Source organism: Pantoea sp. Ft-CA_14, from assembly GCF_024520875.1.
GTDB classification, from domain to species: domain Bacteria; phylum Pseudomonadota; class Gammaproteobacteria; order Enterobacterales; family Enterobacteriaceae; genus Pantoea; species Pantoea agglomerans.
The window spans coordinates 416,676-432,707 of the sequence record NZ_JALNPM010000001.1 but is presented as its reverse complement, the minus strand read 5'-3'; the positions used below and the strand labels follow the sequence as shown (position 1 = coordinate 432,707).

General features: G+C 49.7%; 17 protein-coding genes and 2 pseudogenes. 8 read left to right on the top strand and 11 right to left on the bottom strand.

Annotated elements, in window-relative coordinates:
* Nucleotides 1-165: 165 nt before the first annotated feature.
* On the bottom strand, nt 166-786 hold the full coding sequence (locus tag NR195_RS02110) for a LysE family translocator (protein ID WP_022624623.1): 621 nt from the start codon (nt 784-786) through the stop codon (nt 166-168).
* A gap of 155 nt (nt 787-941) precedes the next feature.
* Here NR195_RS02110 and NR195_RS02105 point away from each other — a divergent pair, with 155 nt between their 5' ends.
* The 5 genes and pseudogenes from NR195_RS02105 (at nt 942) to NR195_RS02085 (ending at nt 4,284) form a co-directional block, all read left to right on the top strand.
* A complete protein-coding gene (locus tag NR195_RS02105; RefSeq protein WP_306278129.1) occupies nt 942-1,241 on the top strand; it encodes a DUF4440 domain-containing protein in 300 nt (99 codons plus the stop codon).
* A gap of 146 nt (nt 1,242-1,387) precedes the next feature.
* Nucleotides 1,388-1,890: pseudogene (locus NR195_RS02100) on the top strand (GrpB family protein).
* Nucleotides 1,891-2,207: 317 nt separating this feature from the next.
* Entirely contained in the window at nt 2,208-2,825 is a 618-nt protein-coding gene (locus tag NR195_RS02095; RefSeq protein WP_033760035.1) for a hypothetical protein, read from the top strand.
* 49 nt (nt 2,826-2,874) lie between these two features.
* Complete coding sequence (locus tag NR195_RS02090; RefSeq protein WP_243207468.1) at nt 2,875-3,297, top strand: surface-adhesin E family protein; 423 nt, start codon at nt 2,875-2,877, stop codon at nt 3,295-3,297.
* 465 nt (nt 3,298-3,762) lie between these two features.
* Nucleotides 3,763-4,284: a hypothetical protein gene (locus tag NR195_RS02085; RefSeq protein ID WP_256844005.1), complete on the top strand. Its 522-nt coding sequence runs from the start codon at nt 3,763-3,765 to the stop codon at nt 4,282-4,284.
* A gap of 1,062 nt (nt 4,285-5,346) precedes the next feature.
* Here NR195_RS02085 and NR195_RS02080 read toward each other — a convergent pair.
* Nucleotides 5,347-5,487: a hypothetical protein gene (locus tag NR195_RS02080; RefSeq protein ID WP_156475007.1), complete on the bottom strand. Its 141-nt coding sequence runs from the start codon at nt 5,485-5,487 to the stop codon at nt 5,347-5,349.
* A 175-nt stretch (nt 5,488-5,662) separates the two neighbouring features.
* On the opposite strand from NR195_RS02080, the gene NR195_RS02075 reads away from it, so the two are divergent.
* Nucleotides 5,663-6,049, top strand: coding sequence for a Rid family hydrolase (locus NR195_RS02075; protein WP_083069412.1), 387 nt, complete (start codon nt 5,663-5,665; stop codon nt 6,047-6,049).
* A 663-nt stretch (nt 6,050-6,712) separates the two neighbouring features.
* On the opposite strand, the pseudogene NR195_RS02070 reads toward NR195_RS02075, so the two are convergent.
* From NR195_RS02070 to NR195_RS02060, 3 genes and pseudogenes are all read right to left on the bottom strand, one after another.
* A pseudogene (locus NR195_RS02070) lies at nt 6,713-6,904 on the bottom strand (AraC family transcriptional regulator); the annotation flags it as partial.
* A 104-nt stretch (nt 6,905-7,008) separates the two neighbouring features.
* Nucleotides 7,009-8,466 (bottom strand): MFS transporter, encoded by a 1,458-nt coding sequence (locus tag NR195_RS02065; protein ID WP_256844004.1) that lies wholly within the window; start codon nt 8,464-8,466, stop codon nt 7,009-7,011.
* A 103-nt stretch (nt 8,467-8,569) separates the two neighbouring features.
* Nucleotides 8,570-9,316 carry an SDR family NAD(P)-dependent oxidoreductase gene (locus NR195_RS02060; protein ID WP_061704204.1) on the bottom strand — a complete coding sequence of 249 codons (747 nt, stop codon included), beginning with the start codon at nt 9,314-9,316 and terminating at the stop codon, nt 8,570-8,572.
* A gap of 128 nt (nt 9,317-9,444) precedes the next feature.
* On the opposite strand from NR195_RS02060, the gene NR195_RS02055 reads away from it, so the two are divergent.
* Nucleotides 9,445-10,293 (top strand): LysR family transcriptional regulator, encoded by an 849-nt coding sequence (locus NR195_RS02055; RefSeq protein WP_061704203.1) that lies wholly within the window; start codon nt 9,445-9,447, stop codon nt 10,291-10,293.
* Nucleotides 10,294-10,320: 27 nt separating this feature from the next.
* Here NR195_RS02055 and NR195_RS02050 read toward each other — a convergent pair whose 3' ends face one another.
* The 6 genes from NR195_RS02050 to NR195_RS02025 form a co-directional block, all read right to left on the bottom strand.
* The gene (locus tag NR195_RS02050; RefSeq protein WP_073999548.1) at nt 10,321-10,632 is read right to left on the bottom strand and encodes a chorismate mutase; all 312 of its coding nucleotides are present in this window, start codon (nt 10,630-10,632) and stop codon (nt 10,321-10,323) included.
* Nucleotides 10,633-10,737: 105 nt separating this feature from the next.
* Nucleotides 10,738-11,316, bottom strand: coding sequence for a DUF308 domain-containing protein (locus tag NR195_RS02045; RefSeq protein ID WP_061704201.1), 579 nt, complete (start codon nt 11,314-11,316; stop codon nt 10,738-10,740).
* Nucleotides 11,317-11,541: 225 nt separating this feature from the next.
* Complete coding sequence (locus NR195_RS02040; protein ID WP_256844003.1) at nt 11,542-12,183, bottom strand: hypothetical protein; 642 nt, start codon at nt 12,181-12,183, stop codon at nt 11,542-11,544.
* Between the two features lie 330 nt (nt 12,184-12,513).
* Nucleotides 12,514-13,104 (bottom strand): TetR/AcrR family transcriptional regulator, encoded by a 591-nt coding sequence (locus NR195_RS02035; RefSeq protein ID WP_061704200.1) that lies wholly within the window; start codon nt 13,102-13,104, stop codon nt 12,514-12,516.
* Nucleotides 13,105-13,159: 55 nt separating this feature from the next.
* Nucleotides 13,160-13,735, bottom strand: coding sequence for a cytochrome b (locus tag NR195_RS02030; RefSeq protein WP_061704199.1), 576 nt, complete (start codon nt 13,733-13,735; stop codon nt 13,160-13,162).
* A complete protein-coding gene (locus NR195_RS02025; RefSeq protein ID WP_256844002.1) occupies nt 13,735-14,778 on the bottom strand; it encodes a catalase family peroxidase in 1,044 nt (347 codons plus the stop codon). Before NR195_RS02025 ends, NR195_RS02030 begins: the two co-directional genes overlap by 1 nt.
* 824 nt (nt 14,779-15,602) lie before the next feature.
* Here NR195_RS02025 and NR195_RS02020 point away from each other — a divergent pair.
* The gene (locus tag NR195_RS02020; RefSeq protein ID WP_256844001.1) at nt 15,603-15,938 is read left to right on the top strand and encodes a nuclear transport factor 2 family protein; all 336 of its coding nucleotides are present in this window, start codon (nt 15,603-15,605) and stop codon (nt 15,936-15,938) included.
* The last annotated feature ends 94 nt before the right edge of the window (nt 15,939-16,032 follow it).

The window sequence follows — 16,032 nt, the reverse complement described above, 5'->3', positions numbered from 1 at the left end:
TGGTTTTGCTTAACAGGTTCACTTACAAATTAACACTGGGGATTGTTTTACGCGAGTTACATGCAAACTCCGGTATATGATGACGTCCGCTTTTCGCTCATATCGTACGTTAGCCAGACGCTAATCCGCTTGTGCCAGAAGCGTACGACGCCAGCCAGTCCAGGGCTATCTCGTGCTAATAGCAAGTTTAGCCGCGAAGCATAAAAATAAGCCCCCTGTTGCTCTGTCCATCACCCGGACAACGCGACTTTTCTTCAATACGGCTGACGCAAAATGCGTGGATAAAATGAGAGTGACTGACCATATAGTCCCGATAGCAACGTGGATGCTGACCAGGATAAAAGTCCATATTAAAGGTGAGTGACCGGCTGGTATGAACTGCGGCAAAAAAGAGACATAGAAAATGCCCATTTTGGGATTGAGCACATTCCCCAGCATTCCTCTGATAAACCAGCTCCCCTGAGAAACGTTGTTGTCATCACCATTACTGAAAGAAGATCGAGGACGTATCAGCAGTTGTAAGCCCAGCCAGCTCAGGTAGACCGCGCCACAAACTTTGAGCACAGTGTAAGCCATCTCTGAAACCGCCAGAAGAGCACCAAGACCTAACGCGACCAGCGCGCCCCATACAAAACAGCCAGCATCAATGCCAAGCGCAGCGTGAAAAGCCTTTTTGCCGCCCTCAGCACAAGCGGTGCGGAGAATAAGTGCCGTATCAAGGCCGGGAGTCAGGGTAAGTAACAGTGCTGCGAGAGAGAATGCGAAGAGGGAATCGTTAACAGTCATTTTCTTTGTCCGAAAGAGCAGATGCTAATCATTTAGTTCCCTGCAATCAATCTATCAAATATTACTTTTTAAAAGTCCGCTTCTCGCTCATAGCGGACATGGGCCAACGTTTAAGTCCGCTTCGTCCCAGAAGCGGAAGTAGCGCATGAACTGTTATGGTAAATTTGAACGTCCGGCTTAATCACTTGAGGATAAGCAGAGTGCTTCTGGAGAAGCTCAGATTGCTTGAGTGCAGCCTTCACGGCGACAGGCGCAATGATCCGGAGTGGCTGGAACTGATTCTTCATCCTGAATTCCGTGAAATCACCCTGTCAGGTGTGACGGTCGACCGGTCAGAGACCATTGCGTCGCTGCTAAGTGAAAAGGCTGCACCTTATATTCTCAGCAGCGATTTCTGTCTTACGGAGATGGGCTGCGGTTACCCTCTGCTTCACTATCGTGACGTTTTACGCTGATGGCAGCCATCATGCATTACGTTCCTCTTGCTGGATTTGTTCGGATGAGGGCCAGTGGACTCTGTTTTTTCACCACGGAACGCCGGCTGCAGGCAATGCCGGGGTTCAGGGTTGAGTTGCACACTTAGGACAGAGAGAATGGGTTTATGCGGAAAATTATTGTTGTGCCATACGATGATAGATGGCCTGAGATGTTTGAAGCTGAAAGTTTACTGATAAAACATTGCTCGGTGGAATGGCTAAGGATGTCCATCATATTGGAAGCACGTCAGTTCCTGGTCTCTCAGCAAAGCCCGTAATTGATATGCTACTTGAAGTTTCAGACATCAATGAACTGGATAAGTACCATTCAGCAATGGCCCACGCCGGGTATGTTGCTCGCGGTGAGAACGGGATTGCGGGGCGCAGATATTTCATTAAAGGTGGTGATCAGCGTAGTCATCAAGTCCATGCGTTTGCAGTCGGAGATATGCAGGTATTGAGACACCTTGCTTTCCGTGATTATCTTCGAAGAAACAAAGACATTGCAGAAGAGTATGCTGAGATAAAACACGCAGTTGTGTTAGTCAGCAGGAACGATGCTCATCGCTATAGCGCCCTCAAAGCGAAATTTATAGAGCGTCATCAACAACTAGCGCTAGCTGTCTGAGAACGATTGAGATTGAGTTCGTTGCCGGGAGGGTATGTTCAATAACGATGAATTCACTGAGTAGTCATCAGTCAACGTCTGCTGTTCGCTCATAGTGGACATTGGCCTATACACAGTCCGCTATGTGCCAAGGGCGGACTTTGCTTGGATCATGGTAAGTTAGTTTACCGGGAGCAGGTCACAGTCTGACAATGACGATCCAGACTTACTGTTATTGCACTAACATAATCAACATGAAAGACATTTAATTGAAAACTGTAAAGTTTCATCAACTCGTGCCGATAATAAAAAATGTTTTTTCTAAATAAGGATATAACGTGAGTAAAATTGTATACATAACCGCCATGATACTTAGTATGGGATGCGCAGTATCTTCTGTTCAGGCCAGCACATTAACGAAAAGCCTTTCACGTTGCGACGCGAGTTTTTTCCAAGAAATCTATCATCAGAAAAGTAAATTTAAAGGTTTGGTTCCTCTCGCTATAGGCGAGCATCATCTGGCATGGTTCAAAGGGCCAGCCGATGGTAATGGCAGAATATGGTTCGCCCAGCCTTTGAAAGAACTAAATCTGACGATTTCAGGCTATTATCTTCAAACCAGCGATCTCGACGTGATTAATGACGGGAAATTTTATTACTGGGGCATGATTTTGCAAAATTCGCCTCAAGAAGTGATGAACGCACTTAACCATCTGAAGTGGGTAAAAACAGGCGATGACTCTATTTCTCAGGCAATGATAAAAGAAGGGCCTGACAGCAACTGGAAAATCAATAATCAAGCTGTAAGTGGTATTGCACCCGCCAAAGAAAGTACTGAGAAGCTTTTGATTCTGAGCAAAGATAAGAATGGTTCGTTATTACTTTGCTCAATTCAAGGTTATGTCACGCCTGATATGCTTGCAGAGTTTAGACCTGATTTGAAGGTGAAAAATTAATATGAAAACTCTACTATGTCTTATGTTTTTTTTACTATCAGGATGTGCTTTGAAAAATACATCATCACCTGATACATCCGCAAAAAAACCTGCAGGCTTGATTAAAGTATTGACAGATGATCATGCCATTTCCTATGCGGACCTGCGGATGGTTTCAATGTATCAAGGAAACAATCATTTGCGCAAATTTTATATGATCAATAATTATAAAGAAACGAAGCGTATTAGTTCTCATCCTCCCGTTTACGCAAACAGCTCACGAACAATCAATATAATTAATTGTGATAAAAATCAACGTTCCGTCATGGGATGGACTCTGTTTACTAAACCTTATGCCGAAGGCGATATCATTTACGCAAAACCTGATATTGGGCAATGGGAGAGTTTCCCGCCCCAATCAATTATCGGCATGATAGCTCAGTTACTGTGTAAAATACCTCCCGACCGGCTGAAGCCGGAACCTGATGAGTAAATACGTAAGCCTTTATTAGATAATTAAGCATAATTGAAGCCGCGGATTAACCTGCTTCCTGTTAATTTTAACAGAATGCTTGTAACTATGTCCGCTTCACGCTCATAGCGGACATGGGCCTGCACAACGTCTGCTTAGTGCCAGAAGCGGACGTAGCTAACAACAGTTTGTAAGGAGCAACTGGGGGCAGTTCAGTACGCTTCATGCCAGATACATACATAAATATTATTATATCTTTTTCAGTCTAGGTGGAGAACGACATAATAACTTTATCATGAAGCGATATAGCATATGATTTTTCAGGTCAGCAGATTCAAGCTTTTTGGATATCAAAGGTGATGGGAGGGAATAAAAAACTATTGCATGAAACCCCTAAAGTTATGATTTGTCTTGCCGATAATATTTTTATTTGAATGGTGCATGCAAGTGAGTAATTTTTTTGTTAGATTAATAATGGCCCTCATCATGACACTCAGCCTGTCCGGTTGTGGTACTTTACTGGGCAGTAAGTTTTACGATATCGACATCCATCCTAAAAGATATAATGATACCCACCGTAAGTTCACAGAATATACTAACACCGTTTTACTGTCTGAAAATATTGATGGTAGTCATAATTTTATTACAAATGGTGGTACCGTATTTCTTTTAGTTGCTGGTACAGGGAATATTACTAAAGAAAACATAAATCAGAGGCTCAAGCCTTTTTATGATTTTCTGACCTGGGCTAAGCTGGAAGGCAGTGAAAGCGAAAACAAACGTATTTTTTTCAATATGCAAAAAGAAATGAAGCGGCGTCATATAGAGTTTCGTTACTTTTCGGACGGCACGCCAGCGTTTGTTGATACCAATGACGGGAAAACAGATTTTGAGAAAGCTATTTTCCAGAATATTTCAGATTATTATACGACACAGCAAATCGCTAAGCTTGTTTTAATCGCTATTAGTGTAACTTACCAGCGTGAGCCCAGGGAAGTTATAAAATGATACTCAATTATAAAAATAATCAGAAGCAAGTTTACTTAATTGCCATTAAATCTTCGATATTTCAGTCTAAATAGACTGATACAGCGTTATTACCAGCCTTAACAGGTAGAATGACCTTGCAGTAGATTGCCGATGAAATTGCTGCTGCAAAATCTGCCTGCCAGGAGAAAATTCGATAGCTCAGCCACGTTACACTCTTGGATTGGCATTCGTGAAACTATGATAATCAGTCCTGTCGCGCGATCGCTCTCAGCTTTCGTTCATTTCTTACAAAGCTGGTATAACGTCCGCTTTGTGCCAGGAGCGGACTTTCAACACATGGCGGTTAACTGGTTTATTTCGCTGAACACGACGTCTCTGGTCAGCACCCGGAATAGTCATTTCACTGCGTGCTGATTAGTACCCGGAATTTATGGCTGTGACTATTTTTGGCTTTATGCCAGCACGACTCCCTGTTGCACTATCCCCTGAGCGACTCCTGCGGCGGCAGGTTTGCACTGGAGCGTATTTCAGAAACGCAGGGTAAAGATATTGCGCCATCGGCATGCACGTCACCACCGTGACACCCGGCTCATTCCTTACGGACCGCGTGGGACGTTCGATGGAATGAAGCGCCCGAATGATGCCTGACACGCTATTCGGGCATATTCGTCAGGCACGGGAGGCGAAAAGCGGAAAACAATCCGGAAATTCCGGCAAGCCTGCGCAGACCATACTGGCGTTGAGAGGAACCCGACGCCACCGGCGCATCTGTTGTAAGGCAGTGATGCCCAGGGGTTAGCCGGTCAAAAACTGGCGGCCCTTAATCAGGAAATTGTCTGGTGGAAGGATCTTACGCGTTCAACCGCTGACGGCTGAAACAGACGGCCACTGATCTGACTTTCCGGACTGAAGACGCGATCAGATTCCGATGCATAGACGGTGCACCACGTAAGCGAAAACAGAGAGTTTAGCGGCTTGCTGGTCGCTGCCTCGCAGCCAGCTGAGCCTGTTGTGTCAGCGTTGAGATCCGCGGGGGCGGACGCGCGGAGCAATCCGAGCCGTGCCGGATAAGCCGGGTACTCAGCGCTGTCCCGACAGCCAGGCAGACATTATGTGACGCGCAACGATAAAGCTATGGATCATGGCTACGCCGCTGTGACTGTTGCCCGGCATGCTGTAAAAATTGCCGCCCATCCCGGCGACGCTAAGCGGTGTCCCCATTGCATACCGGGCAGAATGACGACGTTGATTCAGGCGCAAAAAGATAAATGCTGGCGATACATTTAGATTAAGTTAACCGGGTCAGAGAAATGAATAGTAAGCCAGCGGCGCTTTGCACGTTATGAAAGCGTTGAATAGCATCGGCATAGGATGACATCATCAACCTGAGGCAAGCATGAAAAAATCGATCGTTCCTGAAGACTTTAAGCATTATTTCGATGACTGGCACTTCTCTCCGGTCATCGATGCAGAGGGTACGGTGTATCTGTCAGGTGTAACTGCAGCGCGAAAGGATAAACCCATTAGTAAGGATCCAGAAGAACAGTTTCACGATGCCTTTTATAAGCTTGGCGTTTATTTAAAAGCCGCCGGTTTAGGCTATGAACATATTCTGGAGATGACAACGTTTCATATTGACCTGAAAAAACATAGCGCACTGTTTTCTCATGTTAAAGATAAATATATAAAAGCGCCTTATCCGGCATGGTCTGCCATAGGCGTGTCGGAATTTATCCCGGAGAATGCACTGGTGGAAATGCGGATTGTGGCTAAAAGAGGATAATAGTTATAAATCCTGCGATACAGATGAGGTCTGTCAGAAGCGAAAAGTGGACTCCGCCAGCGCTTGTTTCTGACTACTCTGCCTGACTCAGAAAAAGGTTCTTGATTATTTTATCCCTGGCTATCGTCACCTGACTACCGGGGGTATGATTACCGGACTGGCATCAGCGATTTACCCCATTTAACTGCATCGTTAGCATAACACTGATTGCCAGTGAGATAATCTACTTATAGCCCTTTAGCAGAGCTCGCAAGACTACCCGGCATTTGACTCTTTACGTTCCTCCTCATCGACCTCACGTGGAAAATAGATGAAGACTGACGGCGCCCCCTTGACAGGGAAAAATAAATAGTCGTTAAACGTCATTATCCATTACGCACGGGAAGCCGGGCCGGATAATGCCATCTCTTAGAAAATCCGTTAATTTACTTTTTCTTTAACTACATAAACACCACTATCGCGCCTCAACCTTTTAACCCTCTTACCAGGCCCTGTCTTTTAACAATAAATAAAAAAGATGACTGCAATCCTTACGCTCACATCTGGCACAAAGCGGCTATCAGATTTGCTATCCCTGAAATAGCCAGAAATTCAATGCCCGTCTTACTAAGGCGATGATACAAATACCGGCGTTTGCTGTACGGGCGCAACAGAAAAATGACGCTACATGTGTTTTATCTTCTCTGCCGGAGACCGGCCAGACCGACATTTAAACTCCCGATTAAACGTCGACAGACTTTCAAATCCTGCTGCGGCCGCAGTCATCTGCTGACGAACCATCAGCATATGCGGCTGGTAAAAGCGGGCTGATTTTACATACTGCATAGCCAGCATCCTGATATTGCGTGTGAAATGATGACGAAGCAATCAGATTCCAATGCACAGGCGGTGCACCATGTAAGCGAAGACAGCGGGCTTATCAACTGGCTGCTGCCTCGCAGCCAGCTGAGGCTGTCATGTTATCGTTGGGATTCGCGGGCCTGGCTCGCGAAACTCTCCGGGCCGTGCCGGATAAGTCGTGTACTCAGCGCAGCCCCGATAGCCAAGCAGGCGGCCATTGTGAGAAGCGCAACAATAAAGGCATGGGTAATGGCTGCGCCGCTGTGACTGCTGCCCAGCATGCTGTAAAAAATGCCGCCAATCACGGCGACGCTAAGCGCCGTGCTGATCTGTAAGGTGGCGCTGGTTATTCCCGCAATCATGCCTGAGAACGATGGCGCGACCTGGCCCGTAACCATCCGCACCAAAGTTGGCATCGCCAGTCCCTGCCCCATACCGGTCACAAAAAGCAACGCGGCGAGCGGCAGCATGGCGGGCGGTTTGCCCGTCAGCGTCATGGCAATCAATCCTGCCATGCCCGCCAGCCCGGCGGTTTCACATCCCATCCCGATTGCGCTCAGGTAATGACCGGTAAATCGCCTCAGCCAGGGCGTCAGTAACGGACCGATCAGAAAACCCACGCCAAACGGCAGAAAAATCGTGCCTGCGCTCAGCGCATTTAAATGCAGTGCGCCCTGCAGATAAACCGAAAACAGAAGGAAGAAGGTGCCAATGGAATAAAACAGTAAAACAATTACGAGTCCCTGCCCCAGCCCTGGGGCGCGTAATACGTCCGGATCCAGCAGGGGCGATCCGCCCTTCTGGCTGAGCCGTTGCTCATAGCGCCATAACAGCACGGCCAGCAGCGGGAAGGTAAGCAATAACATCCACGTCCACCAGGGCCATTCCGCTTCACGCCCTTCAATCAGCGGTACGATCAGCGCGCTTAGCGTTAATGTGGCCAGCAGTGTACCTACAGGATCAAGCCGCTGCGCCACCCGCGCCCGCGTTTCTTTCAGCAGCGGCAGACCAAAAAGAACGACCAGGAGTGCCACTGGCAGGTTAACCAAAAAAATCGCCCGCCATCCCAGATGGAACAGGTCGGCTGAAATCAGGATCCCACCCAGGACCTGTCCGATCACAGAGGCCAGACCAAACACCGCGCCATAGATACTCAGTGCTAAGGGTCTCTCCGCTTCGGGAAAAATGACCTGTACAGAAGCCAGCGCCTGAGGGGCCATAATGGCAGCCGTGGCGCCCTGTAATATCCGTCCGGCTATCAGTACCCAGGATGATCCGGCAAAACCGCACAGCAACGATGCCGCAGCAAACCCAATCAGCCCGATAAAGAACATCTTTCCGCAACCGTAGATATCACCCAGCCGGCCACCGGTGATCAGGGTCACGGCATAAACAGCAGCATAGGATGAAATAACCAGCTGTTCCGCCGAGGAAGTGGTGCTCAGCTCATTCTGAATAGCAGGCAGTGCCACGTTAACAATAAAGAAATCGAGCGGCGGCAAGAATGCCCCGACCAGTAAGATAATAAACATCGCCCAGCGGCGCGGCTCAGCGTGCGGGATGCTGTGTGCCGACATAGATCACTCCTTATGGAACAGTTTCCCAGGTAAGGACACGTGGTAATCGGGAATGTTGAGTTCGCAGGGCAGGTCACCCCGCTGAAACGTAACGCCGTCCCGGTCAGCGCATGCCACCGGAGGCGAGGATCACCTCACCGCTGATCCATGCCGCCTCGTCTGAGGCGAGAAAGGAGACGATCGGCGCAACGTCCTTCACCTGTCCGATGCGGCCGAGCGGCGTCTGCTCCTCATTCCATCTCTGGAAGTCTGAGTTCATCGCACCAGCGCTATGGCTTCCTTCGGTTTCGATCAGGCCAGGATTGACTGCATTGACGCGGATTTGCCGGGGGCCCAGCTCTCTGGAAAGCACACCGGTGATGGCGTCGATCGCGCCTTTGGCCCCGCTATAAATGGCGCTCTCCGCAAGAAAAACGCGGGTGACGAACGAACTGATGTTGATGATGCTGCTGCCTTTACCCAGGTGCGGCACGGCTGCGGCGCTGACCAGTAAGGGGCCCAGCACATTGATGTCGAACTGCCTGCGGTAAAGCGCCTCGGTGCTTTCCTCAATGCTGGCAAACTGATAAACACCGGCGTTGTTCACCACAATGTCCAGCCGTCCGAAAAATTCGAGTGTGGTGTTAATGAGTAACTCAACCTCTGGCTGGCGGGTGACATCCGCCGCGACGGCCGTTGCCTTTCCGCCAGCAGCTTCAATCGCCGCAACTACCTTTTCTGCCCCGTTTCTGTCTGAGAGGTAATTGATGACAACGTCTGCACCGTCAGCAGCCAGCTGGCGGGCAATCCCGGCGCCTATACCTTTTGAACCACCGGTAACGAGGGCAACTTTGCCTTTGAGTCTGTTCATACTTTCGCTTCCTGTAAGAGCCGCCTGAGGCGACGGAGTGAAAGAACCTATGGTGATACCTGCCAAGTTGTTTGAGAACTGACACTTTTGTATATTGGCCGTTCATTTTTGAACGGTGGGTTCAGCGTATGGAGTGGGGAGATGTTCAGGTCTTTCTTGCCGTAATCCGTAACGGCTCGTTCGGCAAGGCGGCATTGAGTCTGGGCGTAAGTCATCCGACGGTCGGACGCCGCATTAAAGCACTGGAGGATGAGGCGCAGCAGGCGCTGTTCCGTCGCACAAAAGAAGGTCTGGTGCTGACCGATGCCGGTGATGGCGTCATGAAACTGGCAGAGGCGATGGAAAATTCCGCGCTGGCACTGGAGCGACGTCTGGCGGGTAATCACGACCGTCTTGAAGGAATACTGCGCATCTCCGCCGCAGAATGGTTTACTAACACTGTACTGGCACCCGTGCTGAGTGAACTGACGCGCCGTCATCCGGCAATTGTGCCGGAGGTGATTGCCAGTTTCCGCCTGCTTGATCTGTCGCGCCGTGATGCGGACGTCGCGTTTCGTATCGTTCCCTTTACCGATCCGGATATCGTCCAGCGCCGCCTGATGAGTGTGCCCTACGCGCTTTACGGGACGCCAGAAACGGCACAGGCGCTGCTGACAGAGCCCTCATCGGTGGGTTTGATCCTGATGAATACCGGACAGTCACATTTTCCTGACGTCGCCTGGCTGCTGGAGAAGTTTCCGCAGTCACGACCTGCCTTTAAAAGCACAAGCCGGGCTGTGCAGGCACAGATGTGCCTGCGGGGAATGGGCGTCGCCGTACTGCCTCAACCGCTGGGTGATACCACACCTGGCCTGCAGCGCATAGCAACGTCCGATTTTCCACCTTCACGGGATATCTGGGTCGGATACCATCAGGATCTGCGTCATATGGACCGCCTGCGCGCCTTGCTGGACCTTGCAGACAGGATGCTGATCTGAACGTCATGTCGCTCAGGTCGCCGCTTCTCAGGCCGGTCTCTCCGTGTGAGATGCTTTCACTTCCCCGTGCCTGCGGACCACTTCATCAATAATTGTGCGCATAAATCCTTCCACAAAATTCGCGTCAAGACCTGCACTCTGCCCGATTTCTCTGAATCGGGTGAACTGCAGGGTTTCTCTGCCTGTGTCAGTTCCTGGCAGATGATGTGCGGCTTTGAGCTCACCCACTTTATGCGTGCAGCGGAAACGCTCAGCAAGGATATGGATAAGCGCAGCATCGAGATTATCGATCGTCAGCCGATACGAGAAGAGCTCTGCCTGATGATCATGAGAACACATTGCTTCACCTCTGACATTAACCTGATTTAATTGTGGGTCAGACTGACGGCGAAATGCTATTAGCCGCCAGATTATGAGTGGCCGTTAAACCGCCAGTTTTAGGGTTCAGCAGTGAGCCCTGTTTCGACGACTCTTTTTTATGGTCAGGGTGATGGCCGAAATCAGGAAATAGAAGACGCCAAAAGCCGCGTAAGGCACAACCGTGGTCACATCCAGAGCCATATTACTGCTCGCCTGTTTAAACATAAACACACCCGCTAATGCAGATTGCGCGCCGCTTAATATCATTGCCCACTGTCCATTAGCCTGTTTCCAGCGACGAACGGACGCCGAGAGCTGCAGTACACCTGAAAATATGGCCCACAGCCCAAAAACTTTAATGGTGGCATTCATACTGATAGAGAGCGCCCAGATAATAGCAGCGGCGACAAGCAGGCTGACGATAAAGTTAAATTTCTGGGGGGGGTTAACTGACAATCCGCCGGATCGACTGGCATCCAGATAATTCGCGATAGCATCCCATGCCGGATAGAGAACAAGCAGAACAGCACCAGTCGCGGGATTATTTTTTCCTATCAGTACCGCAAGGGTAATCCAGACAAGCGATCCCGCCGCACGAATATAGTAGTAAGAATGAAGCCATTGATTCTGAGCTTTGGCAGATAGTAATGTGTTGGTTCGCATGATGACTCTCCAGATTGATTTTACTTATTACAGATAATGCAGGTGAGAGGATTCACCTGATTTAATCCAGTATTCATTTCGTCAGGTAATAAAATAAGCAGGCACTAAATTCCCCGGGCTATCTATTTCTGATAGTGTATTTACAGAAACAGACCTTTAATTAACAGAATGGCGTGCCCGTTAAAGCCATCGATGAAAATCTGTTATCATATTTAATTACTGTGCTCAGTTTAAGCCACGGCCCGCCTGGCGATATCCCGTCTGGTTTAAATGACGAAGCCGGCGTATACGCAATGGATTGCCGCGGTAAAAAGGCACCGGCGCCCGGACAAATTCAGGTGCGATCCAGATATAAATGATTGAAGGTGTCAGGGTTACGGGCGGGTAAGGTTGCGGGCAGGCAAAGAAAAAATCTGAAACAAGCGAATAACAACAGGAATCACATCTTAATTCAGGATGTTTTCTGTTTATTTTCTCATATACCCCTGAATCGGCCTGCTTAACCGACTCACTGCTATTAGCGTCAGACGCTTCACTGAAAGCATTATCAGTCAGGTTGCATGCGGTTAGATTTTCCCTGATAGGTTTTGCAGAAACAGGGGCTGTCCGGGCCGGCTGTAATAGCATTTTTCTGCTGGCGAGCAGTTGTGCAAGCATCGAGTCAATATCTGCCCGGCGCGGGGGCTCAGTGGCAGACTGTTTTTGCATGACGGGCTCTTTTGAGGCTTCAGAGCGGGAAAGCCGGACCTGCTCTTGCAGCTGAGACTGAAAACCTGAGGCAATTGGATCGGGAAACCGATCATTCATTCTTACGGTATTCAATGCTGCAAAATCTGGCATGGAAGACAGTGCTCGAATAGTCGTCATCTGTAACCTCTCCGTCTGAGTCAGGGTGCAGTGAAATAGCCTTCATCAGGGTATTTCTTCAATCGTTAACTTTCGTGAGGCGAACTCAGGTCCGCACCGTAAAATCATCCTACCTATCAGAAGGTAGGCTCGGCAGTGATAAACACACCGGCTGATGATGCCCTGCTTCATATGGGGCATGTAACCGCTCATTTTAATTGTTGCGAAACCCGGTCGCCGTAACTGCCCTGCGGTTTCGCGTTTTAATAAGCCAGTGAGCCTGGCTGCTGACGGAATAAAACCGGTCAGGCGGCCTTTAAATCCGCCAGGCAACACCTTATCTGCGTTGACTCAGTGTGATTTCACCAATCTTCCGATGGCCGGTTTCACAATTTCCAGAAATACGTCAGCGTTATTAAAAGCACGCGCAGAGATAATGGCACCATGTACCGTCGCCATGAGCGATTTAGCTTCAGTGGCTGCATTTTCCCGCAGAGTAAATACGCCGCTCTTCTCGCCTCTGCTCATTACGCCAGTGAGCCAGTCCGTGAGATCGGCAAAATGACCACTGACTTCCTGAGCCACTTCTTTGGGTAAAACCGGTAATTCAACAGCCAGCGTCACACAAATACAGAAAGGGGAGTTGTTCTCTTTTATGCAGGTTGCCCAGAAGTTTACATAGCTGTTTATTTCGCCCAGCGCATCTCCGACGAAATGCTGACTGGTAGCTGCCATTCCTGCCTGTGCCTGCTGACGATAGTCACTGACAACCGCCTGAACCAAACCCGCTTTACCGGGGAAATGGTGATGAATACTGGACTTGCGAATCTGAACCCGTTCCGCTAAATCAGCATAGCTGAAGCTGTTATATCCACCGGAGGTAAGCAGTTCCCGGGTATGGTGCATAATTTCTTCGGCTTTCTGTGAACGTTCTGTACTCATCCGGGCTCCGGCAGCAAAAATAAAAATAGCGTCAAATCTCTAAACGGCCCTGAACCTACTGACCGTCAGCCGGGTTGTCAAGAGCCCCTGACGTGGAGCTTTTGCGGATACCCGCCATACTGCTGAATACGCCATCGCGCAGGATCAACGCGTGAAACAGCGCAGCGGCAAGATGTAAAAGGACGGTCACGAACAGCGCCAGTGCTACCCAGCTGTGAAGCGGCCGCAGCAGCGCCCAGGTGTCGTTGCTTACCGGAATAATGGGCGGCAGCACCAGATGACCCAGCGTGACAGGATAGCCCGCCGCCGACAGCATCGCCCAGCCGAGCAGAGGCTGAGCCAGCATCATGGCATACAGCGCCCAGTGTGAGAGGTGCGCTAATGCTTTCTGCCAGCCCGGCAGCGTGGCCGGAAGTGCAGGCGTCGAGGTAGTGAACCGGATCCACAGACGAACAATGACCAGAACTAAAATCATCAGGCCCAGCGGCTTGTGAATGGCAACCAGCAGGCCGTGCAGGGACGAAACCGTAGACACCATCGCAACGCCAATAAACAACATGGCCATAATGGCCGCCGCCATCAGCCAGTGGATGACCCGCAGGGCCGGGTGAAATCTGTTATGCCGTTTCATCAGTGAGTTTCCGCCTGTTCATGAGTGCGTGCATTGTAAGATTTGGCGTAAGCGGATGACCGGGCATTCAGAAGCGGGTCATCTGAGGCAGTAATGCCATCCGGTAAAATCAGCGGGTCAAAATTAATGTCATTACAGGCACCCTGCTGCTGTGGCGTCATTTTGTTAATGGTCAGCGTGCCAGCATTGATCTTCTGACGATCGGCTGCCCAGTCAATCGATGCGTCGTTGCTTTTATCATGCGGGCCTGCAACGGTGATAATCAGGTCCCATTTCTGCGGCCCCTGCGCCAGTCGCTGCTCAAGGTCGCGCTGAAGGAAATCAGTGTTTTCTTTCTCTTTCTCATCCAGCGGCTGATAGTCGGCGTGTGGCACCATACTCCAGCGCACCAGATGTGAGTGGCCTTCTGGATCAATAAAATTAAATGCGTTCAGGCTGTTAAAGCGATCGCGGGTCCAGCCTGAAGAGGGCACATATTGCTTTGCCCAGGCAAAGAACGTTTTGATTTCCGGATGCTGCTGCACAAAAGCCTGCATTCTGGCAGGGTCGCGTTTACCGGTTTGTGCGTCCGGCAGCGAGGCTATCTGGAGATCGTAAAATCCCTGTACGCTCTGCACCGGAAAAAACGGCATCGCATTCATACCGGTGCGCCACTGCTCACCATTTTTCTGATAAAACGCCAGCGCCATACTGCGCACCGGTACCGCATAATCGGGCGCATTCGGATTGCCGCCCGCAATAGCTAAACGGCCTGTCACAGGCGTGTCGCCTGGCGCGAAAAGAGCCGCACGCGAAAGGAAACTGGCGTTACCGTTAGCAGCAAAATCACCCAGAATACAGACGCCTTTAGCATGATTGCGGCGATAGCCCGGATGGTGGCCGCCAGATTTTTCTAACGTTGCCACCAGTTTGTCGGACGTCAGCCGGCTGGTCTTCAGCCACCCGCCAGCCCACAGGAACACAACAATCAGCAGCAAAGGGACCAAGGCAATAAGCGCCAGGCGCACTATTATCTGACGGACTGTAAGAGAACGTTTATGCATGAATATACTCAACATGGCAGAAGTTAGAGTTATCGCTCATCCCATTATCTTTTACATGTGATAACAGGCTGACTTTCTAAGATACGCAGGGCGCTTTCAGTAAATCTACTAGTAGGTAGGCTGGCATGTCAAAGCATGATTGCGCTCTTTTTAAACCTGCCGTGCTTTTGCCGCAGCAAAGTGCTGTAGCGATGACAGAGAAAATGCCATAGCGATTACAGGGGTACTTTTCGGCCCCTGCCGGGAAGCAGCAGTAAGATCTCCGGCATCGTTACGGAGATCATTTTCGGATTCAGCAAAGAAATGCCGGTAAAGCACGCAGCGTTTCCTGCGGATTTTCTTTCGCATTAAAGTGGCCGCCGGCAACTTCCACGTCTACATCCTGCCAGGCCCCGGTGCCAGGTTTCTGCACGGCGAAGAGGCTCAGGGGAAAAAACAGAACGCGAAAGGATGAACAGGGCACGGCCCCGGAACGGAACGGCACGGTGCCGGGCCGGTCCTCAGCGGCCACATCCTTTTGTGGCCTGTGAACGCCCGCTGCAGGGGTTGACCTGGCTGTTGCCATCAGACACTAGCCGTCAGACCCGAACCCCGCAGGGATTCGGCGGAGCTTACCGGCCCAGCCGGTTAGCTCAGTGGGGCTGACTACCCGACCGTGCCGGGGAGCCGGAGGGGGCCATCAGGTTGTTGACACCAATGTCCGCTAAGTGCCAGAAGCGGACTGCATCAAAATTTGACTCAGTTTATTTTTGAACTTGTTATTACGCACCTCATATGATTTTATATGCAATTAAAATGAATATAAAATCATATGAGGTGCTTTTATGTCTAACGATTCACCCGTTAAAGCTCAGTTTGAAGCCTATAATGCACACAATATTGAAGCATTCATGTCTTGCTTTTCAGAGGATTTCAAAGGTTATCGGATGCCAAGTGAGCGTCCTTCAACTGTTGGTAAAGAATCATTACGTGAGTTTTACATGAATAATCGCTTTAACAATCCGTTGCTTAGAGCAGAACTTATTTCCAGAATCGTAATGGGTAATACAGTTTTCGATCACGAATTAATATATGGTTTATCTGAACAGCCTCTGGAGAGCGTTGCTGTTTTTGAAATCAAAAATGACCTCATTTCTACAGCATGGTTCTATTTCCCCTGATTGTGCGTTTAATCGCTGGTTGAGAGCTAACGTATCCCAGTTTTCACATTGAGTGAGAAACGCTGTCAAAGGTCCGCTGTTCGCTCATAACGGA